The 20,887-nt window shown below is 52.7% G+C and carries 19 protein-coding genes; all 19 read left to right on the top strand.

Going from position 1 to position 20,887, the window contains the following annotated elements:
- Window positions 1–260: 260 nt before the first annotated feature.
- The 19 genes from JUF13_RS07570 (at window position 261) to JUF13_RS07480 (ending at window position 20,352) form a co-directional block, all read left to right on the top strand.
- Window positions 261–1,142, top strand: a complete 882-nt coding sequence (locus tag JUF13_RS07570; protein ID WP_203638930.1) for a phosphate ABC transporter substrate-binding protein — start codon at window positions 261–263, stop codon at window positions 1,140–1,142.
- Between the two features lies 1 nt (window position 1,143).
- Entirely contained in the window at window positions 1,144–2,073 is a 930-nt protein-coding gene (gene pstC / locus JUF13_RS07565) for a phosphate ABC transporter permease subunit PstC (RefSeq protein WP_125765530.1), read from the top strand.
- Entirely contained in the window at window positions 2,073–2,957 is an 885-nt protein-coding gene (pstA, locus tag JUF13_RS07560; protein ID WP_203638928.1) for a phosphate ABC transporter permease PstA, read from the top strand. The genes pstC and pstA overlap by 1 nt, the downstream gene beginning before the upstream one ends.
- A 42-nt stretch (window positions 2,958–2,999) precedes the next feature.
- Window positions 3,000–3,794: a phosphate ABC transporter ATP-binding protein PstB gene (pstB, locus tag JUF13_RS07555; RefSeq protein ID WP_203639044.1), complete on the top strand. Its 795-nt coding sequence runs from the start codon at window positions 3,000–3,002 to the stop codon at window positions 3,792–3,794.
- Between the two features lie 14 nt (window positions 3,795–3,808).
- Window positions 3,809–4,567, top strand: a complete 759-nt coding sequence (gene pstB / locus JUF13_RS07550; protein ID WP_125765533.1) for a phosphate ABC transporter ATP-binding protein PstB — start codon at window positions 3,809–3,811, stop codon at window positions 4,565–4,567.
- Between the two features lie 11 nt (window positions 4,568–4,578).
- Window positions 4,579–5,259: a phosphate signaling complex protein PhoU gene (gene phoU, locus JUF13_RS07545; protein ID WP_203638926.1), complete on the top strand. Its 681-nt coding sequence runs from the start codon at window positions 4,579–4,581 to the stop codon at window positions 5,257–5,259.
- Between the two features lie 528 nt (window positions 5,260–5,787).
- Window positions 5,788–6,123, top strand: a complete 336-nt coding sequence (locus JUF13_RS07540; protein WP_203638924.1) for a PspC domain-containing protein — start codon at window positions 5,788–5,790, stop codon at window positions 6,121–6,123.
- Between the two features lies 1 nt (window position 6,124).
- Window positions 6,125–6,496, top strand: a complete 372-nt coding sequence (locus tag JUF13_RS07535; protein ID WP_203638922.1) for a phage holin family protein — start codon at window positions 6,125–6,127, stop codon at window positions 6,494–6,496.
- 88 nt (window positions 6,497–6,584) lie between these two features.
- A complete protein-coding gene (gene hprK, locus JUF13_RS07530) occupies window positions 6,585–7,520 on the top strand; it encodes an HPr(Ser) kinase/phosphatase (protein ID WP_125765537.1) in 936 nt (311 codons plus the stop codon).
- A 5-nt stretch (window positions 7,521–7,525) separates the two neighbouring features.
- Window positions 7,526–8,389 carry a prolipoprotein diacylglyceryl transferase gene (lgt, locus tag JUF13_RS07525; protein ID WP_203638920.1) on the top strand — a complete coding sequence of 288 codons (864 nt, stop codon included), beginning with the start codon at window positions 7,526–7,528 and terminating at the stop codon, window positions 8,387–8,389.
- 15 nt (window positions 8,390–8,404) lie between these two features.
- A complete protein-coding gene (locus JUF13_RS07520) occupies window positions 8,405–9,418 on the top strand; it encodes an NAD(P)H-dependent glycerol-3-phosphate dehydrogenase (RefSeq protein ID WP_125765539.1) in 1,014 nt (337 codons plus the stop codon).
- 35 nt (window positions 9,419–9,453) lie between these two features.
- Window positions 9,454–10,359, top strand: coding sequence for a UTP--glucose-1-phosphate uridylyltransferase GalU (gene galU / locus JUF13_RS07515; protein ID WP_203638918.1), 906 nt, complete (start codon window positions 9,454–9,456; stop codon window positions 10,357–10,359).
- A gap of 70 nt (window positions 10,360–10,429) precedes the next feature.
- On the top strand, window positions 10,430–11,365 hold the full coding sequence (trxB, locus tag JUF13_RS07510) for a thioredoxin-disulfide reductase (protein ID WP_203638916.1): 936 nt from the start codon (window positions 10,430–10,432) through the stop codon (window positions 11,363–11,365).
- Window positions 11,366–11,520: 155 nt separating this feature from the next.
- Window positions 11,521–12,162, top strand: coding sequence for an HD domain-containing protein (locus JUF13_RS07505; RefSeq protein WP_203638914.1), 642 nt, complete (start codon window positions 11,521–11,523; stop codon window positions 12,160–12,162).
- Complete coding sequence (locus tag JUF13_RS07500; protein WP_203638912.1) at window positions 12,159–12,680, top strand: acetyltransferase; 522 nt, start codon at window positions 12,159–12,161, stop codon at window positions 12,678–12,680. Before JUF13_RS07505 ends, JUF13_RS07500 begins: the two co-directional genes overlap by 4 nt.
- A gap of 227 nt (window positions 12,681–12,907) precedes the next feature.
- Entirely contained in the window at window positions 12,908–14,914 is a 2,007-nt protein-coding gene (uvrB, locus tag JUF13_RS07495) for an excinuclease ABC subunit UvrB (protein ID WP_203638910.1), read from the top strand.
- Window positions 14,915–14,934: 20 nt separating this feature from the next.
- Window positions 14,935–17,787, top strand: coding sequence for an excinuclease ABC subunit UvrA (gene uvrA, locus JUF13_RS07490; protein ID WP_203638908.1), 2,853 nt, complete (start codon window positions 14,935–14,937; stop codon window positions 17,785–17,787).
- Window positions 17,788–18,014: 227 nt separating this feature from the next.
- Window positions 18,015–18,560: an HdeD family acid-resistance protein gene (locus tag JUF13_RS07485; protein WP_203638906.1), complete on the top strand. Its 546-nt coding sequence runs from the start codon at window positions 18,015–18,017 to the stop codon at window positions 18,558–18,560.
- A gap of 139 nt (window positions 18,561–18,699) precedes the next feature.
- Window positions 18,700–20,352 carry an FAD-dependent oxidoreductase gene (locus tag JUF13_RS07480; protein WP_203638905.1) on the top strand — a complete coding sequence of 551 codons (1,653 nt, stop codon included), beginning with the start codon at window positions 18,700–18,702 and terminating at the stop codon, window positions 20,350–20,352.
- Window positions 20,353–20,887: the final 535 nt, after the last annotated feature.

Here is a 20,887-nt window from a genome sequence, read left to right as displayed (position 1 = left end):
CACCTTTTTTGTGCAGGGCGGGTGGGCTCGCGGGTGGCTGTGACTTGATTGGCGAAAGAGTCAGTGGGGATGGCGTACCCCCGCGGCCGCCGCCTAATGGGCTAGTTGTGGGGCGTGACCGCTTAGCCAAAAAAATTACCCATAACGGGATATATTTACATAACCTTTACAATACGTCTACACGACATTTACATTCGTTAGGTATACTTGCTTTTGAAATGGTCGGGCCGCAAAGCCTAGCCGATTAGGAGGTTAACGGTATGTCTAAGAAGCGCTGGGTGCAGGGCCTGGTCTTGGTCGTTCTGGTTGCGTTAGGGATTTATGCTTACCAAACGCGTCAGGTCAGCCATGCGGGTGAATCCATCACCGCGGTCGGGTCAACGGCCCTTCAACCCTTAGTAGAAGCAGCAGGCGAGCAGTATACGGGCGAACACCTGGGGACGTTCATCAACGTTCAGGGTGGGGGCACCGGGACGGGATTGAGCCAAATTCAAGAGGGTGCGGTCCAGGTTGGAAATTCAGACCTCTTCGCTGCAGAACAAAAGGGGATTCGGGCTAAGGAATTAGTCGATCACCGCGTAGCTGTCGTGGGCATTACCCCTATCGTAAATAAAAAGGTGGGTGTCAAGAACCTATCGACGCATCAGCTGATTCAGGTCTTTACCGGCCGGGTCACGAACTGGCGTCAGGTCGGTGGCGCGAACCTCCCCATCGTTTTAATTAACCGGGCCCAAGGTAGTGGGACCCGGGCAACCTTTGAACAATTTGGCCTGGAGAAGCACCGTTCCAAGACCTCACAGGAACAGGATTCTTCCGGGATGGTCCGGTCCATCGTCGCCACGACGCCCGGTGCCATCAGTTACGTGGCTTTTTCTTACGTTGACCAAACGGTTCAGGACCTGTCCTTGAATCACGTGGCGCCAACGGAGGACAACGTGACAACCAATCGCTGGAAAATTTGGTCCTACGAGCATTTATACACGAAGGGTCAGCCAACCGGTCTGACGAAGGCCTTCATTGCGTACGTTCAATCGCCAGCGGTCCAGAATACTTTGGTCCGCCAACTGGGTTATCTTTCACCCAACCAAATGATGGTCGAACGAAATGCAACCGGGCAGATTACGCAGACGGAGGGCAACTAACATGAAAACAACGGAACAATTAGAAGCCAAGCTGAAGCGTCGTTCCAAGGCCGCCAAATTAGAAATTTGGGGGCGCTTGGTCAGTCTAACGGCGCTGATGCTGATTGTGGCGGTCGTCGTGGCCATCATTGGGTTCGTGGCCTCCAAAGGGATTGCAACGTTTACCAGTAACCACGTGAGTCTCTGGGACTTTTTGTCCGGCAAGAGCTGGAACCCCGGGGTCAATGGCGCCAACGGCAAGCCTGAAGTTGGGGCGTTGCCTATGATTGTCGGATCCTTCTTAATTACCATTTTATCGGCCATCGTGGCTACGCCATTTGCGATTGGCACGGCGGTCTTTATGAATGAAATTTCACCCAATAAAGGGGCCAAGATTCTCCAACCTGTGACGGAACTCCTAGTGGGGATTCCTTCCGTAGTCTATGGGTTTATCGGGCTTTCCGTGGTGGTTCCGACCACCCGGGCCATCTTTGGCGGTAGTGGTTTCGGGATTCTTTCCGGGACCTGCGTGCTCTTTGTGATGATTCTCCCAACGGTGACGTCGATGAGTGCCGATGCCTTGCGCGCTGTGCCCCGTTACTACCGGGAGGCTTCCCTGGCCTTGGGAGCAACGCAGTGGCAAACCATCTACAAGGTGGTTCTGCGCGCAGCGACCCCCGGGTTAATGACCGCGGTCGTCTTCGGAATGGCGCGGGCCTTCGGTGAAGCCTTAGCCGTGCAAATGGTGATTGGGAACGCCGCACTGATGCCCAACAGCCTGGTCTCACCGTCGTCCACACTGACGTCGGTCCTGACAACGGGAATCGGCAACACCGTTATGGGCTCGCTGCAAAACAATGCGCTGTGGTCCCTGGCACTGGTTCTGTTATTCATGTCATTAGTCTTTAACTTAATTATTCGTTTGATTGGTCGAAAGGGGCGCTTACAATAATGAATTCCAAAACGCAAAATAAGATTGCCATTGGCGGTCTCTACGGAATTGCCGGATTGGTCGTTCTGATTTTGTTAGCCCTGCTTGGCTACATTTTGGTCAGTGGGGTGCCCCAGTTAAGCTGGCACTTCCTGACCGCACCGGGGAAGGCGTTCCTGAAGGGCGGGGGCGTTGGGATTCAACTGTATAACTCGTTTTATCTGTTGATCCTCGCCATGCTGATTTCCTTTCCGATTGCCCTGGGCGCGGCCGTTTATCTGTATGAATACGCCAAGGATAATTGGGTCACGACCACGATTCGAACGGCGATTGAAATCTTAAGTTCGCTGCCTTCCGTGGTCGTTGGGTTGTTTGGCTTCCTGTTCTTTGTGGTCAAGCTGCACCTAGGTTTTTCCATCTTGTCCGGGGCCTTTGCGCTAACGTTCTTTAACCTACCGTTGCTGACGCGGAGTATTGAAGATTCCCTGCGTACCATCAGTGATGTGCAACGGGAAGGTGGCCTGGCACTCGGCCTGTCTCGGTGGGAGACCGTTACTCGGGTAATCTTACCCGCCGCGGTACCCAGTATCCTGACCGGGGTCATCCTGAGTGCCGGCCGGGTCTTCGGGGAAGCCGCCGCGTTGATCTACACGGCGGGCCAGAGTGCCCCAGCATTGGACTTCACGGACTGGAATCCGTTTAACATTTCCAGTCCACTGAACCCCATGCGGCCGGCAGAAACACTAGCCGTTCACATTTGGAAAATCAATTCGGAAGGTATCATGCCGGACGCTAAGGCCATTTCATCCGGGTCATCGGCCGTCTTGGTGATTGCCATCCTGCTGTTTAACTTTGCGGCCCGTTACCTGGGCAAACGTTTGTATAAGCGCCTGACGTCGGCGTAGAGGAGGAAAGCCATGTTTGTGAATAACGATGTAAAAAATGCGATGGCCATGGAAGAGCGGCACGTGATTAAGCTCAGTGACCCGGACCATCCCGTCATTCTCTCCACGGAAGACCTCCACGTGTACTATGGCAAGAAGGAAGCCCTGTTTGAAGGCGACCTGGAGTTTGCCAGCAATCAAATCACGGCCTTGATTGGGCCCTCCGGTTCGGGGAAATCGACCTACTTGCGGTCGTTGAACCGGATGAATGATCGGATCGCCACGGTGACGGGGAAAATCATGTACCGCGGCGTGGATATCAATCAGCCCAGTATCGACGTCTATGAGATGCGGCGCCGGGTGGGGATGGTCTTCCAACGACCCAACCCGTTTGCCAAGTCAATTTACGATAACATCGCTTTTGCTTTACGACTCCGGGGGGTAACCGGTAAACATAAGTTAGATGAAATCGTGGAGACGTCGCTCAAGCAGGCAGCACTCTGGGACCAGGTCAAAGACGACCTGAACAAGAGTGCGCTGGCACTTTCCGGTGGTCAGGCGCAGCGGTTGTGTATCGCCCGCGCCATTGCCATCAAGCCAGACATCCTATTGTTGGATGAGCCAGCTAGTGCGTTGGATCCAGTGTCGACCGGGCAACTGGAAGACACGTTGTTGTCACTCAAGGAGCATTACACGATTATCATTGTGACCCACAACATGCAACAGGCCGCGCGGATCAGTGAATATACGGCATTTTTCAATCAGGGACGGGTGTTGGAGTACGACACCACGAGCCATATCTTTACCAATCCGTCGGTGCAGGTGACCAGTGATTACGTGTCGGGGAACTTCGGCTAAGAGGAGGAGAAATAATGAAAGAAGAAATTTTGACGACGCAGGATCTTCACTTATACTACGGGGACAAGGAAGCCTTAAAGGGCATCAATTTAAACTTTGATGAAAAGGGCATCACCGCATTGATCGGGCCATCGGGATGTGGCAAGTCCACTTACCTGCGGACCCTCAACCGGATGAACGATTTGATTCCAAACGTCACGATTACCGGGACGATTAAGTTTAAGGGCGACGACCTGTACGCACCTAGTGCTGACACGGTACAGATTCGAAAGGAAATTGGCATGGTGTTCCAACAACCTAATCCCTTCCCATTCTCCATCTACGACAACGTGATCTACGGACTGCGGATTGCTGGCGAGAAGGACAAGGAAAAGCTGGATGCCGTCGTTGAAAAGTCTTTGCGGCAGGCGGCCGTGTGGGATGAGGTCAAGGACCACCTGCATGAAAGTGCCCTGGCCCTTTCCGGTGGGCAACAGCAGCGGGTCTGCATTGCGCGGGTCTTAGCCGTGTCACCAGAAATCATCTTGCTAGACGAACCGACCAGTGCGTTGGATCCCGTGTCCAGTAGCCAAATTGAAGCAACTCTCTTGAATTTACGCCACGATTATACGATTATTATTGTGACCCATAACCTCCAGCAGGCGTCCCGAATTGCGGACCGGACCGCGTTCTTCATGAACGGGGAGCTGATTGAAGTGGATCAAACGAAGAATATTTTTATGAACCCAGCGAACAAGCAGACAGAAGACTACATTAGTGGTCGTTTCGGGTAAGGAGGCAGGATATGCGCAGATTATTTGATGATGAGTTAGCTGAATTAGATGCTGACTTTACTGAAATGGGGATGCTGGTCAGTGAAACGATTGAGCAGGCAGTGAGTTCCTTTACCAACCGGGATGCCGTTGCCGCGCAACAGATCATTGACCACGACCATGATATTAACGAACGTGAAATTGCGTTGGAAAAGAAAACGTTTGAAATGATTGCCTTGTACCAACCCGTCACCACGGATCTCCGAGAAATCGTGACGATTCTAAAGGCCGTGTCGGAACTGGAACGGGCCGGGGATCATGCCCGGAACATTGCGCACGCCACGATTAAATTTGGCACGAAGCAAAAGATTCCCGTTTTAGAACAGTTACTGAACCAGATGGGGCTGATGACGACGCAGATGGTCAAGGATGTCTTGGCGGCGTACGTGGATAAGAATGACCACGAAGCCCGCAAGTTGGCGGATGTCGACCGGCAACTGGATCAGCTGAATCACCAGGTACGGGCCGATAGTTACGCCCAGATGCGTAGCGACCCGGCGTTTGAAACGGGTGCGTCCATTTACTTGAACGTGGCGCAAGACCTCAGCCGAATTGGGGATTACGTGACGAATGTCTGTGAATGGATCGTTTACCTGAAGTCCGGCCAAATCATTGAATTGAACACGGCAAGCCAGGATGGCGAAACGGCGTAATCCGTTGCGAACAGTGTGAAAGCTTAATCTAAACTGAAGATTGATGAGAACGGCCACTGAAGACTTGCTTTCAGTGGCCGCTTTCGTTATTCTTGCCCTAGTGAGCCCGAGAAACTGGGGTGTTGGCTTCCGGAACGGTGATAATTCTCGTAAGATTACTGGATTTACTAAGGCCATTTCGGATATGATAGAAGCACTTAACCGTAGGCCATGTTTTGTGCGTTGGACAGGCCTCCGGGAGAGTGAAAATGGTCCGGAACACTGTGGGCGAACGCCCGGAGCCAAAGAGCGGTCTCCGCGCTTACTTTGAGCCATCAGGATGTCTCAAAGATATCAATTGCCTAATCGGCCTAGTTCGCCGATAAGGCAATTCCCACGGCTGAGACCATTTTCACTCTCCCTGCGGCTAACGTTGCTAACTCAAGCTAACGTGGTCGCCTAGCCGATTACTTAGTGAGCTGGTAAAGAGTTTGTCAGTTAATATATTTCAAATGTTTATGAGGTAAATAAAAAGGAGTGTGTTCGCCTATGGCAGCAAAGAAACGTCTCGTCCGTTCCCGTACTAACCGCTTGGTTGGTGGGGTATTGGGCGGCATTGCAGAATATTTTGGTTGGAACGCCAACCTCTTACGGTTGATCTACGTCTTGGTTTCGCTCGCAATTCCCACCCACGGCGTCTTGGGCCTATTGGTCTACGTGGTTGTGATGACCTTCATGCCACTGGATGATTCACAGCCAGCAACGCCTAACTTCCGGGATCTATTCCGGAGCGGGGGCCAACAAGAACCCGACCACACCGGGCGTAAGGTGATTCACGACGTCACCGAACAGGACGTCAAGGATTCTCACAAGGACGGTGAGTAGGGTGCGGTTTTGGCCAAGAATTTTTGTAAACGCGTTAATCTTCCTGGCATTAGCCGGCTTTTTCCAGAGCTCGCTGGCCGGGTCATTTCAAAATAGCTTCTATGTCTCCAGCGTCTGGATCGCCTTACTGGCAAGCTTCGTGCTGGCTCTATTAAATGCGGTGGTCAAGCCGATTCTCTTCGTGCTCTCGCTGCCGATTACCATTTTGACCCTGGGTTTGTTCAGTATCGTGCTGAACGCCGCCATGCTTGAGTTGACCTCGGCGTTTGTTGGTGCCAACTTTGCGTTCAGCTCGTTTGGTACGACCCTGATCATTGCGGTGATCATGTCGTTATGTAACGCGATTATCAGCGACCACTTTGCCCGAGGATAACTTGCTGCTACCGGTTTAATTTGGTGGGAGTTCCCACGGGAAAGTGCTAAAATTAAAGTAGTTTACTATGCAGTAAGGAGGAGCGCCCATGACAGAAAGTGTCACGGTTGCCGAACTCGTCAAAGCCAACCGCTTAGATGTGTATTCCGGCGAAGAAAATCTAGACCGTCAAATTACGACCAGCGATATTTCCCGGCCAGGATTGGAATTGACCGGTTATTTTAATTACTATCCAGCAAAACGGGTTCAGTTACTGGGAATCACCGAAACCTCGTTTGCAAAGGGCATGAGTCACAAGAAATTGCTCGATGTGATGCGGAAGATGTGTCAACCCGAGACACCCGCATTTGTGATTTCCACGCAACTGGATCCCCCAGAAGAACTCAAGGAATCTGCTGCTGAGGCGGGGATCCCTATCTTAGGGACCAAGCTCACCACGTCACGGGTTCTCAGTAACATGACCAACTTTTTGGAAGGCAAACTAGCCGAACGCCAATCCGTTCACGGGGTTCTCGTGGACATTTACGGGGTTGGGGTCATGATTACCGGTGACTCCGGTGTTGGGAAGAGTGAAACCGCGTTGGAACTGGTTAAACGGGGCCACCGGTTGATTGCCGATGACCGCGTTGAAGTGTACCAGCAGGATGAACAGACCCTGGTTGGGGCCGCCCCAGCCATTTTGAGCCATCTGCTTGAGATTCGGGGAATCGGGATCATTGACGTGATGAACCTCTTTGGTGCCGGTGCCGTCCGGAGTGAAACGGACATCGATTTGATCGTTCACCTGGAACTCTGGAAGGACGATAACCACTTTGACCGCCTCGGCAATAACGATGAGACGCAACGGTTCTTTGATGTCGTGGTGCCAAAGATTAGTATTCCCGTGAAGACTGGGCGTAACCTGGCCATCATCATTGAAGCCGCCGCCATGAACTTCCGGGCACGGTCAATGGGCTACGATGCCACCAAGGTCTTTGATGAAAACTTAAAGCGCTTAATTAAGCAAAACGGAAATAAATCATAAGGGAGATGGGCGTTATCTTTTCACCTATTGTGGCGGCGTTGAACCCCATCGCCATTCACCTCGGACCGATTGCAGTCCACTGGTACGGCGTCATTATTGCGACCGGGGTCATCATTGCGGTGACCCTGGCAGTGCGGGAGGGCGACCGCCGGGGAATCAAGTCGGATGATATTTACGACATGATTCTCTGGGCATTGCCGGCCGCTTTGATTGCGGCCCGCGCTTACTACGTTATTTTTCAATGGTCGTACTACCAGCACCATCCCGGTGAGATCATTGCGATTTGGGATGGGGGTATCGCCATTTACGGCTCGCTGATTGGGGCCGGCCTGGTCGTGTACTTCTTCTGCCGTTCCCGGTTCATTCCGGTGTGGTTGATGTTGGATGTGGCCGCGCCGACCGTTATTCTGGGCCAAGCCATTGGTCGGTGGGGCAACTTTATGAATCAGGAAGCCTTTGGCCGTGTCACTAGCCTGGCCTTCCTGCAGGGGCTCCATCTGCCTAACTGGATCATCAATCAAATGTTAATCAACGGGGCTTACCGCCAGCCCACCTACCTGTATGAGTCGACCTGGGATCTGATGGGCTTCGTCATTTTGATGAGCCTGCGTCACTATCCCAAGCTCTTCAAGCAGGGCGAGGTCTTCCTGGGCTACGTGATGTGGTACTCATTTGGCCGGTTCTTTATCGAAGGCATGCGGACGGATAGCCTGATGTTGTTGGGCGTCATCCGGGTGTCCCAGCTGTTGTCAATCATCTTGTTTGTGGGTGCCCTGATTCTCTGGGTATCCCGGCGACGGGCGGCCACGCCACCAATCGCTTACCTTGACGGAAATCCGTTTCAAGAAAAAACTAATCTTTCTAAATAAGGAGAATCCATTACTATGTCAGAGAAAATTGCAGTACTCGGTGCCGGTTCATGGGGATCAATCTTAGCGAGCGTTTTGGACGAAAATGGTCATGACGTCCGCCTCTGGTCGTACAATCCCAAACAAGTTGAGGAATTAAACCAGCAGCATACGAACACGCATTACATTAAGGACTTTACTTTCTCTCCGTCGTTAGTGGCTTACTCCGATTTGGCGAGCGCTCTGGACGGCGTGGACGCCATTTTATTTGTCGTCCCAACCAAGGCCATTCGGTCCGTGGCGGGTCAGGTTGCTGAAATTTTAAAGGCTAAGAACTTACAACCTGAACTGATTCACGCCAGCAAAGGGATTGAACAGAAGACTTACAAGCGGTTGTCACAAGTGCTGGAGGAAGAGATTCCCGCAGCCAACCGCAAGGCCGTGACCGTCTTGTCTGGCCCAAGTCACGCGGAAGACGTTGCTCGCAAGGATATTACCTTGGTAACGGCCGCTAGCGTGAGCCCTGACGCGGCTAAATACGTGCAAAAACTGTTCATGACGCCATACTTCCGGGTCTACACCAATCCCGACATTATTGGGGTCGAAATTGGTGCCGCATTGAAGAATATCATTGCTTTGGGTGCCGGGGCCTTACACGGTTTAGGCTACGGCGACAACGCCAAGGCTGCCTTGATGACCCGGGGTCTGGCCGAAATCTCTCGGTTGGGGACCTCCTTTGGCGCCGATCCGATGACCTTCATTGGGCTGTCCGGTGTCGGTGACATTATCGTGACCGCCACGAGTTCTAATTCACGGAACTGGCGGGCCGGCGATGAGCTGGGCCGCGGTGAGGCGTTAGATGACGTCATCAATCACATGGGCATGGTCATCGAAGGCTTGGCAACGACCAAGGCCGCTTACGAACTTTCCCGTGAACGCGGCGTTTCCATGCCAATCACGGAAGCCATCTATCAGGTTATTTATGAGGGCAAGGACATTCGCGCCGCCATCTCTGATTTGATGCAACGCGAGGGTCGGTCTGAATTTTAAAAATTTCTGGGGATACGAGGAAGGATCTTATTACTATGAGAAAAGTTAGAAAAGCAGTGATTCCAGCGGCGGGTTTGGGAACCCGTTTCTTACCTGCAACCAAAGCGTTAGCGAAGGAAATGTTACCTATCGTGGACAAGCCAACGATTCAATTCATCGTTGAGGAAGCCCGCAAGTCTGGCATTGAGGATATCGTGATCGTGGATGGCAAGTCTAAGCGCTCGATTGAAGATCACTTTGATTCCAACCCGGAATTGGAAGCGAATTTGGAAGCCAAGCATAAGGATGACCTGCTACGCCAGGTCCAGGAAACTACGGGCATGAATCTCTACTTTATTCGCCAGCCTTATCCACGGGGCTTGGGGGATGCCGTATTGACGGCCAAGGCCTTCATCGGCGACGAACCTTTTGTGGTGATGTTGGGTGACGACATGACCGACAGCAAGGTACCACTGACCAAGCAATTGATCGACCGGTATGAAGAAACCGGGGCCTCTACGCTGGCAGTGATGCGGGTGCCACACAAGGACACGGCAAAGTATGGCGTGATCAATCCTTCCGAGGAAACGGCGCCAGGACTGTACAACGTCACGAATTTTGTGGAAAAGCCCCAACCGGACGAGGCACCTAGTGACTTGGCCATTATTGGCCGGTACCTGTTCACCCCAGAAATTTTTGAAGCCCTGGAGAACACGCCAGTTGGCTTGGGCAATGAACTGCAATTAACGGATGCCATTGATAATCTAAACAAGACCCAACGCGTGTTTGCCCACGAGTATACGGGCAAACGGTTTGACGTCGGCAATAAATTCGGCTGGATTCAAACCAACATCGAATATGGCTTGAACCATCCAGAAACCAAAGACCAACTCCGGGCCTACATTAAAGAGTTGGGCGCTAAGCTGGCTAAGGCCGACGAGAAGGCACCCAAGTCGAAATAGGTGACAAACTTACTTTTTAATAGTAAAGTAGGCTCTATCATCAAGGCAAGAGTGGAAGGGAGCGTTACGCTTGAAGAATTATGATGTGATTGTAATCGGCGCCGGCCCCGGTGGGATGACCGGAGCGCTGTACGCCTCACGGGCCAACTTATCCGTTTTAATGTTGGATCGCGGCATCTATGGGGGTCAGATGAACAACACGGCCGCCATTGAAAACTATCCTGGGTTCAAGTCCGTTCTCGGACCCGACCTGGCCAAGGACATGTACGAAGGCTCGACCCAATTTGGGGCTGAGTTTGCATACGGTAGCGTTGAAGCCATTGAAGATCACGGTGACCACAAGGTGGTTAAGACCGACGACGGTGATTACGCTGCGAAGGCTGTCATCATTGGTTCCGGTTCCGAATACAAGAAGCTGGGCGTGCCTGGCGAAGATAAATTCGGTGGCCGTGGTGTTTCCTACTGCGCGGTCTGCGACGGGGCGTTCTTTAAGAACCGCGAAGTTGCCGTCATCGGTGGCGGGGATTCCGCTGTTGAAGAGAGCATCTACCTCTCTGGATTAGCTTCCAAGGTCACGGTCTACGTTCGGCGTGACCAATTGCGGGCCCAAAAGGTTATTCAGGACCGGGCATTTGCTAACGACAAGATCGAATTCGTTTGGAACACCAGTGTGACCGAAGTGTTGGGTGACGACATGAAGGTGACCGGTGTGGCCACGAAGAACAACGTGACGGGTGAAACTGGCGAAAAGGCTGTGAGTGGGGTCTTCATTTACGTGGGGAACTTACCAATGACCGATCCGTTCAAGGACCTGGGCATCACGGATGACGCTGGTTGGATCAAGACCGACGAACACATGCGGACGGCCGTTCCTGGCATCTTCGCTATCGGCGATGTGCGGCAAAAAGATTTGCGGCAGATCACGACGGCGGTCGGTGATGGCGGTATCGCGGGCCAAGAAGCCTTCAGTTTCATCGAAGACCTAAAGGCCGCTGCAGCTAAATAATGTGTGATTAGAAACGGGAACGCCTTTGCGGGTGAGTCCCGTTTTTTATTGGGCTAATAGGTGAATTGAAACCGAAAAGAGTGGTAAGCTAACTTTAGAATATGTTGGGGACCGCTCCAACGGCAATCACTAACTTGAGGGAGCTGAAGGGAACTATGGGCATGAATCAATTTTTGCAAAGCTTGAGTGACTTGGAAACAATCGACCGGGCACCGGGATACTTTAAATTTGAGCAACACTCCGTGGCCGCACACTCGTTTAAAGTGGCGGAAGTCGCGCAATTCTTAGGCGATGTGGAAGAGCAAGCTGGAAATGACATCAACTGGCGCTTGTTGTACGAGAAGGCCTTGAATCACGATTACACCGAGCGATTTATTGGCGACATCAAGACGCCCGTGAAGTATGCGACACCCCAGTTACGCCAGATGCTAGCCGACGTGGAGACGTCGTTGACGGCCAACTTCATTCAAAATGAAATTCCCAAACAGTTCCAGGCCGCCTATACCCGCCGCTTAGGTGAAGGGAAGGATGACACGTTGGAGGGCCAGATTCTCTCCGTGGCCGACAAGGTGGACTTGCTGTACGAATCCTTTGGCGAAATTCAAAAGGGCAATCCGGAACCCGTCTTCACCGAAATTTACCGGGAAAGCCTGAGTACGATTTTGACATTCAATCAGATGGCCTGCGTCCAGTATTTCTTGGCCGAGGTATTACCAGAAATGTTAGCGGCGGACTTTAGCGACCGGCAGAAGTTGGCGCAGTTGACGGATAAATTACTGGAGGATAACGCGCAATGAAATTAGCAGAAGTTTGGAATCAACGACTGGGCGGCGCCGGTGTGCGGCCGTTAACGCATGACGATGACGCGCTGATCTACCAGTTTCAGGCCAGTCATCCGGAATACTTTGCCCACTTCCAGGACCATCCCGTGACGCGCCAGGAGGCCATTCAAGACGTGACAGACATTCCACTGAACGCGCAGCCGGAGCAGAAGGCCTACCTGGGGATTTTTCAGGATGGCGAGTTGCGGGTGCTGGTCGATCTGATCATCGATTACCCACTGCCAAGTCTGGTCTGGCTAGGCATGTGGCTACCGGCTAAGACGGTCACCACGGAACAATCCGCTGCCTATTATGCGAGTCTGGTCGAGACGTTGAAGGCCGCTGGGGCAGTTCAGCTCCAGTTGAGTGTCTTCATGGGCGACCGGCAAATGAAGCAGTTCTGGGAAGACCGTGGGTTAGCTGCGATGCAGACGACCGCGCTCGTGAAGGGTGACCGGGTCGCCAACGTGACGATTTACCAGGATAAATTTTAAGTAGGTCGCCAAACTGGCGAAAGTATGTTCGGTATGGTAAAATATTTTAGCGTAATGAGTTTGGATTTACGTCCAGACTCTTTTTGCGATTGCAGGCATTTCTGCCAGTCTGGCAGGGCCTGACAACGAACGAAACTGCGGCGTGGCGTCGAGGAAAGCGGGACTGGGAACAGGCCAGACTTTCAGCCAGCGCAGTGAAAATAACAGTAGCAGGGAGGTTACCATTCATGATCGATCGACAAACGGACCGTAAGTTTGATTTGGTGTCCAAGTATCAACCTACCGGGGATCAGCCCGAGGCCATTAGCAAGTTGACCCAGGGCATCGAGTCTGGTGAAAAGGCCCAGATTCTATTGGGGGCCACCGGGACCGGGAAGACGTTTACCATTTCTAACGTGATTAAAAATGTGAACAAGCCGACACTGGTGTTGTCCCACAACAAAACGTTAGCGGGACAGCTCTACGGGGAATTCAAACAGTTTTTCCCCAACAACGCGGTGGAATATTTTGTTAGTTATTATGATTATTATCAACCGGAAGCTTATGTGCCCTCGAGTGATACCTATATCGAAAAGGATTCATCCATTAATGATGAAATCGATAAACTCCGGCACTCGGCCACGAGTTCGTTACTGGAGCGCAACGATGTGATTGTCGTGGCTTCCGTATCGTCTATCTTTGGGTTGGGTGATCCGACCGAGTACAAGAACCACGTGGTTTCCTTGCGGGTCGGCCAAGAGATTGAACGGGACGCCCTGTTACGCAAATTAGTGAATATTCAATTTGAACGCAATGACTACGACTTCCAGCGGGGCCGGTTCCGGGTTCACGGGGATGTCGTTGAAATTTTCCCAGCATCACGGGACGAACGGGCGTTACGAATCGAATTCTTTGGCGATGAGATCGACCGGATTCGTGAGGTGGATGCCCTGACCGGCGAAATCGTGGGTGACCGCGAACACGTAGCCATCTTCCCGGCGACCCACTTTATGACCAACGATGACATCATGGCGAAGGCCACGGCGGGCATCGAAGGCGAGCTCAAGGACCGGGTCGCGGAGCTAGAAAATGGCGGTAAGTTGCTGGAGGCCCAACGGCTGAAGCAACGGACCACGTATGACCTCGAAATGATGCGGGAAATGGGTTACACCAGTGGGATTGAAAACTACTCACGCTGGATGGACGGTCGTAAGGAAGGGGAACCGCCATACACGTTGCTGGACTTCTTCCCCAAGGACTTCTTGATGGTCGTCGACGAATCTCACGTCACCATGCCCCAAGTTCGGGGAATGTACAACGGGGACCGTGCCCGGAAGCAACAGCTGGTGGACTACGGTTTCCGGCTGCCAAGTGCACTGGACAACCGACCATTGAAGCTCAACGAAGTGGAACAGCACATCAACCAGGTCGTTTACATGTCAGCCACGCCAGGACCGTATGAACAAGAGCAGACCGACCACGTCGTGCAACAGATTATTCGGCCAACCGGTTTGTTGGATCCGACCATTGAGGTCCGGCCAATCATGGGTCAAATGGATGACCTGGTGGGTGAAATCAACGCGCGGGTTGAGAAGAACGAGCGGACATTTGTGACGACCTTGACTAAGAAGATGTCTGAAGACCTGACGGATTACCTGAAGGATCTGGGCATCAAGGTGGCTTATTTACACTCGGATATCAAGACGCTGGAACGGACCGAAATCATGCGGGACCTGCGACTGGGTAAGTACGACGTGTTAGTCGGCATCAACCTGTTGCGGGAAGGCATCGATATCCCAGAAGTTTCGCTGATTGCGATTTTGGATGCCGACAAAGAAGGTTTCTTGCGTAACGAACGGTCGCTGATTCAAACGATCGGCCGGGCCGCACGGAACTCCCACGGGCACGTTATTTTGTATGCCGATAAGGTGACGGAATCCATGCAGGCCGCGATGGATGAGACGGCTCGGCGGCGGAAAGTTCAGATTGCATATAACAAGAAGCATGGGATTACCCCAACCACCATTATTAAACCAATTCGTGACTTGATTGCGGTCACGAAGAAGAACGATAACGCTGACGAGAAGGATGACTTCGTGGCCAGCGACTTTGAAGATATGACCAAGGAAGATCAAGAAAAACTGATTGTTCGGTTGGAAGACGAGATGCGTGCCGCTGCTAAGAAGCTCGACTTTGAGCAAGCCGCATCGTTACGGGATACCATCATGGACATGAAGACTGAGATCGGTGATTAGGTTAGTGAGGAGATTTCAATTTGGCAAACGATAAAATCGTGATTCACGGGGCGCGGGCCCATAACTTAAAGGATATTGACGTGACGATTCCTAAGAATAAATTGGTCGTCATCAGTGGTCTTTCCGGTTCCGGGAAGAGTTCATTGGCGTTTGACACCCTGTACGCGGAAGGCCAACGCCGTTACGTTGAGAGTCTGTCATCGTATGCTCGGCAATTCCTGGGACAGATGGACAAGCCAGACGTCGATTCCATTGATGGGCTCAGTCCGGCCATTTCCATTGACCAAAAGACGACCTCAAAGAACCCGCGGTCGACGGTTGGGACGGTTACCGAAATCAATGACTACCTGCGCCTGCTGTGGGCCCGGGTCGGGACACCTATCTGTCCCAACGACGGTACCAAGATTACCAGCCAGAGTGTTGAGCAGATGGTCGATCAAGTCCTGGCCTTGCCTGAACGGACGAAGATGCAGATCTTATCCCCCATTGTCCGGGGTAAGAAGGGTCAGCATAAGAAAATTTTTGAAAAGATTCAACGCGAAGGCTTCGTGCGGGTGCGGGTAGATGGTGAAACCATGGACCTGTCTGAAGTTCCCGAACTGAACAAGAATCAAAACCACGATATTGCCATCGTCATCGATCGGGTCGTGGTCAAGAAGGGGATTCGTTCCCGGCTGTTTGACTCATTTGAAGCTGCCCTGCGCCTGAGTGGTGGCTATGCCATCGCCGACCTGATCGACGGTGAGCCGATGATTTTCTCTGAACACTACGCCTGCCCAGTCTGTGGGTTTACGGTGGGGGAACTCGAACCCCGGCTGTTCTCCTTCAACGCACCATTTGGGGCCTGCCCGGATTGTGATGGGTTAGGGGTCAAGCTGGAGGTCGACCTGGATCTGGTCGTTCCCGACAGAACCAAGACACTGCGCGAAGGGGCCTTGGAACCCTGGAATCCCATCAGCTCACAGTACTACCCAGCCTTGTTAGAACAGGCTTGTGACGCTTTTGGTGTGGACATGGATACCCCATTTGAAAAGCTCTCCAAGAACGACCAAGCCCTGGTGCTCTATGGATCACAAGGTAAGGAATTCCATTTCCATTACGAAAATGATTTTGGTGGCGTGCGTGACGTGGATGTTGCATTTGAAGGGGTCATCCCGAACATCGACCGGCGTTACCACGAAACCAACAGTGACTTCACCCGTGATGTGATGCGCAAGTACATGACCGAATTGACTTGCCAGACTTGCCACGGCTTTCGGTTGAACCGCCAAGCTCTGAGTGTCAAAATCAATCACCAACACATCGGTGAGGTCTCTGAATTACCCGTTGAAAAGGAACTGGCCTTCTTCCAAGACCTGTCCTTTGGGGAACAAGACCAAGTCATCGCCCAACCCATCTTGAAGGAAATTCGGGACCGGCTGACGTTCTTACGGAACGTGGGATTGGATTACCTCACGCTCAGTCGTTCGGCACGGACCCTGTCCGGTGGGGAAGCCCAACGGATTCGGTTGGCCACACAGATTGGTTCGAACCTGTCCGGGGTGCTCTACATCTTAGATGAACCCTCAATTGGGCTGCACCAACGGGACAACGATCGGCTGATTGCCTCCCTCAAGCAGATGCGTGATTTGGGGAATACCCTGATCGTCGTTGAGCATGATGAGGATACCATGCGTGCCGCCGATTACATCGTGGATATTGGCCCCGGTGCGGGTGAAAACGGGGGCCACGTGATGGCTGCCGGCACCCCCAAGCAGGTCATGCGTTCGCGGAAATCGTTGACGGGTCAGTATTTAGCCGGTAAGCAGTACATTCCGGTACCTTTGGAACGGCGCACGGGCAACGGTAAGTCCATCGAAATTACCGGTGCAGCTGAAAACAACCTGAAGGATATCACGGTCGACTTCCCATTGGGTGAATTTGTCGTGGTGACCGGGGTCTCTGGTTCTGGGAAGTCCACGCTGGTCAACACAATTCTGAAGCGTGCCCTGGCGCAGAAGTTGAATCACAACTCTGAGAAGCCCGGTAAGTACAAGAGCATCGCCGGGGTCAAAAACATTGAACGATTGGTGGATATCGACCAGAGTCCCATTGGCCGAACGCCGCGGAGTAACCCGGCGACCTATACCGGGGTCTTTGACGACGTGCGGACACTCTTTGCACAGACCAACGATGCCAAGTTGCGGGGCTATCAAAAGGGCCGGTTCAGTTTCAACACCAAGGGTGGCCGGTGTGAAGCCTGCCACGGTGATGGGATTTTGAAGATTGAAATGAACTTCCTGCCCGACGTCTACGTGCCTTGTGAGGTTTGTCATGGGACGCGGTACAATTCCGAAACGCTGGAAGTCGAATACAAGGGGAAGAATATCTCTGACGTCTTGAACATGACGGTCAGTGAAGCCCTGAAGTTCTTCGATGCCATTCCTAAGATTACCCGGAAGCTACAGACGATTCAGGACGTTGGTTTGGGTTACGTTAAATTAGGCCAACCCGCCACCACATTGTCTGGTGGGGAAGCCCAACGGATGAAGTTAGCTTCCGAACTGCACAAACAACAGAACGGGAAGAACTTCTACATCCTGGACGAACCGACAACGGGGTTGCATAGCGATGATATCAAACGCCTGTTAGTCGTGCTTCATCGTCTGGTCGATAAGGGCAACACGGTGTTGGTTATCGAACATAACCTGGACGTCATCAAGACGGCCGATCACCTGATCGACTTGGGTCCTGAAGGTGGGGAAGCCGGTGGTAACGTGGTTGCGACTGGAACGCCTGAAGAACTGGCCGAGGTCAGCGAGAGCTATACGGGTCAATACCTGAAGCCGGTACTGGAACGCGACACCGCCCGGACCAAAGAAGATCAAGCTTAACGAAATGCCAATCAGTAGCAGCGAGTGCCCACGCCTTTGTGCGCGGTGCTTGCTGCTTTTTTGATCCGGTCGGTTAGTCATCAAAATGTTACAAAATGGGGTAACGTTGACCGTTCACGGTTTGCCCGGCATTTGGGTGCGGGTAGAACTTGTCGACGGACTGAAAAACCAGTACAATGATTGAAAGCCGGTCGCCACTTGGCCGGAATTGTGAGGAGATGCAGACTATGTTTAATATGAATCGATCCCGTTGGGGTTTTGACTGGGGCGAGTTCATTCTCGGTATTCTATTCATCGTTGCCGCGTTTGGCTTAATGCGCTCACCTAAGATCGGGCTAACCGGATTAGCCATTATTTTTGCCTTCATGGCACTGCTGAGTGGGTTGACCACGATTGCGGGTTATAAAAAATTGCATGATGCAACCGGATTACGGGCTAACTTTGCGTTAGTTTTTGGTGTCCTGGATATTCTGATTGCGGTGGTGTTCTTCTTTGATATGAACAGTGCCATCGTGACGCTGGGTTATTTATTTGCCCTGTGGTTTATTTTTGACTCCATTGAACGGTTGCTGGTCGCCAGTCACCTTCGAGATTTTGGGGGCGTTTGGTTCTGGCTGTCGGTCGTGTTAGATGTTGTGACCTTAATCGTCGGCATCATGCTCTTCATTCACCCAATTGCTGCCGCCTTATCCCTGAACGTATTGATTGCGTTCTTCTTTGCGGTTTTTGGCGTGAACGCCATTTGGATTGCCATTGCGCGCAGTCGTTCCTAATTATAGTGAAGTCGGTAAACGGAAATCGTTTGCCGGCTTTTCTTTTACACTTATTGGCAAAATAGTTGCGCCCAATCACGGGTCGGCTATACTGAAAGAAGTTACATACCTACGGGGGTATCTCGAAAGGAGCTTGGATATGAAATTTGTGATTGTTGGGGGCGTGGCTGGTGGTATGGCCGCTGCCGCGCGGCTACGTCGGCTGGATGAGACGGCGGAAATCGTGGTGCTGGAACAGGGGCCCTACGTGTCGTACGCTACCTGTGGCCTGCCATTTTATCTATCCGGTGAAATCAGTGACCGGGAAGATCTCCTGGTACAGACGCCCGCTAAGCTACAGCAACGATTCGGTATCGACGTGAGAACGAGTCATCGGGTGACGGCCGTTAGTCCAGCGCAGCATACGGTGACCGTGGTCAGCCAAGGACAAGAAACGGTCGAATCCTATGACCGTCTGATTTTGGCGCCCGGAGCCGTGCCGGTCGTGCCCGAGTTAGCCGGGTTGACCGCTGCGAAAAATGTCTGGGTTCTGCGCAACATTCCCGATTTAGACCAAATCATGGCGCAACTCAACGATACGGCCGCTCAGCGCGTCACGCTGGTGGGCGGCGGCTTTATTGGCTTGGAAATGGCCGAGGCCTTGCGTCAACGGGGCTTGACCGTGACCATCGTGGAACAGCACCAACACCTCTTGCCACCATTGGATGAGGAAATGGCAGCCGGCGTTCAGCAGGCACTCGTTGCCCATGATGTCCGGGTCATCACCGGCCACGCGGTCCAGGGATTTCGCCACGCGGGCCGGACACTGATTTTGGATGATGAGACCGAACTGCAAACGGACCTGACGTTGCTGACGGTCGGTGTACGGCCGGCCACGGACTTCCTTGCCGGCAGCGGTATCACCTTGGGCGATCACGGCGGCATCGTGGTTGACGATTATTATCAAACCAGCGCCGCTGACGTTTATGCGGTGGGGGATGCCATCTTGGTCAAGCAACAACTGACCGGACAGGACGCGCTCATTTCATTGGCGTCGCCGGCCAATCGGCAGGGTCGTCAGGTGGCAGATAACGTGGCCGGCCATCCCCGGCGGAACCGCGGAAGCATCGGCACGGCCATCGTGCGGGTGTTCGATCAGACTGCGGCAATGACCGGGTTGAACGAAGCCGACCTACGCAATCAAGGTCGACCTTTCCGGGCAGTTCACGTGCGAGAAGACAATCACGCCAGCTACTTCCCCGGTAGCCAGTCTCTCTTATTAAAACTCCTCTTTGCCCCGGATAGCGGCGAAATTTACGGCGCCCAGGGGGTTGGGCCGGATGGGGTGGACAAGCGCATCGACGTTTTGGCCACGGCCATCAAGGGACACCTGACGGTCGCAGACCTACCGGAGTTGGAATTGTCCTATGCGCCACCGTTTGGGTCGGCCAAGGACCCCGTGAACCTGCTGGGGTACGCCGCGTTAAACGTGGTTGAGGGTTTCAGCGATAACATTCAGTGGTCTGCGCTCAAGGAAAATGAGGTGGCCGGTCGTCAGCTGATCGACGTGCGAAATCCGGATGAATTGGCGCAGGGGTATTTCCCGGAATCACGAAACATTCCGCTTGACCAATTGCGTGACCGGTTAAGCGAATTAGATCCACAGCAACCATACATTGTCAGCTGTCAGAGTGGTCACCGGAGTTACGTGGCCGAGCGGATTTTGAAGCAGCATGGGTTTGATGTGGTTAATTTGGATGGAGGCTTTTCGCTGTATCACACAGTCCGGCCTGACGAGCTCCTGTACGACTAGCGAAAATCAGGTGGCGTGCGTCCGTTCCCGGCGGTGAATTCAAGGTACCCCGCTATGGAGGACGGTTCCAGCCTGAGAAGCGGTCTTCCACCTCGCCTTGAAACCTCGCTGAAGGTCGCGAGTTTCCAAGGTCGCCTCATGTTCTAAGCTGAGAATAAAGCACTCAGCTAAGAACATCGACACAGCGGGGCACCTTGATTCACCTCTGGTCACTCACACTGGCCGAGTCATTTCCGGTAGTTACGACTGGTCTGGCCAATCCCCAACTTTAGGACGGGACGTCTTAACTTCAGCAATAGAGGATACAGTTACGTTAGGAAAGATAGTTAAAAAACGCGAGGTGCAGGATTAACGTCCTGGCCTCGTGCTTTTGTGTTAAGTCAGGTGACCGATGTGGTGCCGTCGCCCAGACCTCCTCACAACCGCCTCTATGAAAAGCCGGTAAGTTTCCAAAAAACCCCCAATTGTCAAATCAAGTGCAACACAGGACAGTAAGGCGTAAGCATAACCGGATGCATGTTCTTGAAGACCTGTG

This window comes from Levilactobacillus wangkuiensis, assembly GCF_016861605.1.
Classification (GTDB): domain Bacteria; phylum Bacillota; class Bacilli; order Lactobacillales; family Lactobacillaceae; genus Levilactobacillus; species Levilactobacillus wangkuiensis.
This window is presented reverse-complemented; position numbering and strand designations above follow the sequence as displayed.

What these genes read in the sequence shown, in the direction of transcription:
- pstB (WP_125765533.1), top strand. Translation starts at nt 3,809, where the DNA reads ATGAAAGAAGAAATTTTGACGACGCAGGATCTTCACTTATACTACGGG.
- pstC (WP_125765530.1), top strand. Translation starts at nt 1,144, where the DNA reads ATGAAAACAACGGAACAATTAGAAGCCAAGCTGAAGCGTCGTTCCAAG.
- pstB (WP_203639044.1), top strand. Translation starts at nt 3,000, where the DNA reads ATGGCCATGGAAGAGCGGCACGTGATTAAGCTCAGTGACCCGGACCAT.
- JUF13_RS07520 (WP_125765539.1), top strand. Translation starts at nt 8,405, where the DNA reads ATGTCAGAGAAAATTGCAGTACTCGGTGCCGGTTCATGGGGATCAATC.
- phoU (WP_203638926.1), top strand. Translation starts at nt 4,579, where the DNA reads ATGCGCAGATTATTTGATGATGAGTTAGCTGAATTAGATGCTGACTTT.
- uvrB (WP_203638910.1), top strand. Translation starts at nt 12,908, where the DNA reads ATGATCGATCGACAAACGGACCGTAAGTTTGATTTGGTGTCCAAGTAT.
- lgt (WP_203638920.1), top strand. Translation starts at nt 7,526, where the DNA reads ATGGGCGTTATCTTTTCACCTATTGTGGCGGCGTTGAACCCCATCGCC.
- pstA (WP_203638928.1), top strand. Translation starts at nt 2,073, where the DNA reads ATGAATTCCAAAACGCAAAATAAGATTGCCATTGGCGGTCTCTACGGA.
- hprK (WP_125765537.1), top strand. Translation starts at nt 6,585, where the DNA reads ATGACAGAAAGTGTCACGGTTGCCGAACTCGTCAAAGCCAACCGCTTA.
- galU (WP_203638918.1), top strand. Translation starts at nt 9,454, where the DNA reads ATGAGAAAAGTTAGAAAAGCAGTGATTCCAGCGGCGGGTTTGGGAACC.
- JUF13_RS07500 (WP_203638912.1), top strand. Translation starts at nt 12,159, where the DNA reads ATGAAATTAGCAGAAGTTTGGAATCAACGACTGGGCGGCGCCGGTGTG.
- JUF13_RS07485 (WP_203638906.1), top strand. Translation starts at nt 18,015, where the DNA reads ATGTTTAATATGAATCGATCCCGTTGGGGTTTTGACTGGGGCGAGTTC.
- JUF13_RS07480 (WP_203638905.1), top strand. Translation starts at nt 18,700, where the DNA reads ATGAAATTTGTGATTGTTGGGGGCGTGGCTGGTGGTATGGCCGCTGCC.
- JUF13_RS07540 (WP_203638924.1), top strand. Translation starts at nt 5,788, where the DNA reads ATGGCAGCAAAGAAACGTCTCGTCCGTTCCCGTACTAACCGCTTGGTT.
- JUF13_RS07505 (WP_203638914.1), top strand. Translation starts at nt 11,521, where the DNA reads ATGGGCATGAATCAATTTTTGCAAAGCTTGAGTGACTTGGAAACAATC.
- JUF13_RS07570 (WP_203638930.1), top strand. Translation starts at nt 261, where the DNA reads ATGTCTAAGAAGCGCTGGGTGCAGGGCCTGGTCTTGGTCGTTCTGGTT.